At 49.3% G+C, this 979-nt stretch carries 1 protein-coding gene; it reads left to right on the plus strand.

The features are described from left to right. Positions 1 to 93: 93 nt before the first annotated feature. A partial coding sequence (locus R7R78_RS24685) for an ABC transporter ATP-binding protein (RefSeq protein ID WP_225474445.1) occupies positions 94 to 979 on the plus strand: 886 nt, incomplete at its 3' end.

Genomic DNA, 979 nt, shown 5'->3' on the forward strand with positions numbered 1-979 from the left:
TATTCTGAATTTGAACGGATTCATTCAGGTGATGAATGGCACTGGCTTTCCCAGTGCGATTCGATACCACAGACAAGGCAGTAGAGGTCTGAAATGTCACTATTAGAAGTGAAAAACCTTCGTATTGAGTATCCATCCCGACACGGCGTTCACGCGGCCGTGAAATCACTTTCGTTTAATATTGAACGAGGCGAAATCGTGGGTGTTGTTGGCGAATCCGGTGCGGGTAAGTCCACCGTTGGTAACGCCGTTATCGATTTGCTGAGCCCTCCGGGACGCGTTGCCAGTGGCGATGTCTTTTTGGATGGTGAAAAAATCTCTGGCTTAACACCAGAAGCGATGCGTAAGGTGCGTGGCTCGAAGATTGGTTTTATCTTCCAAGACCCTATGACCTCTCTTAACCCTTTGTTTACGGTTGAGCAGCAGCTAAAAGAAACCATTCATGCCAACATGAAAGTGTCTGACGACGAGGCGTATCAACGCGCGTTGTCTCTGATGCAGCAAGTCGGCATCCCTCAGCCTGAAAACCGTCTTAAACAGTATCCTCACCAGTTTTCTGGTGGTATGCGTCAGCGTGTGGTTATCGCGATCGCTTTGGCTGGTGAGCCAGATCTGATCATCGCCGATGAGCCAACCACGGCACTGGACGTATCAATCCAAGACCAAATCCTGAATCTTATCCGAGAGTTGTGTATCCAGAACAATGTTGGTTGTATGTTGGTTACGCACGACATGGGTGTGGTTTCAAACGTTACAGACCGCGTGGCGGTAATGTACCGTGGCGATCTTGTTGAGTTTGGGCCAACGGCAAAAGTGTTGGGTAACCCAGATCACCCATACACGCGCAGCTTGATTTCGGCGGTTCCTCGCTCAGACAGAAAGCTCGATCGTTTCCCTCTGGTGAGTTACATCGAAGAAGCGACAGAAATGAAGTCGCTAGACATTAAGAACCACTGGCTTGGTCAAAGCCAAGATCAGC

The organism is Vibrio sp. 2134-1 (assembly GCF_033339495.1).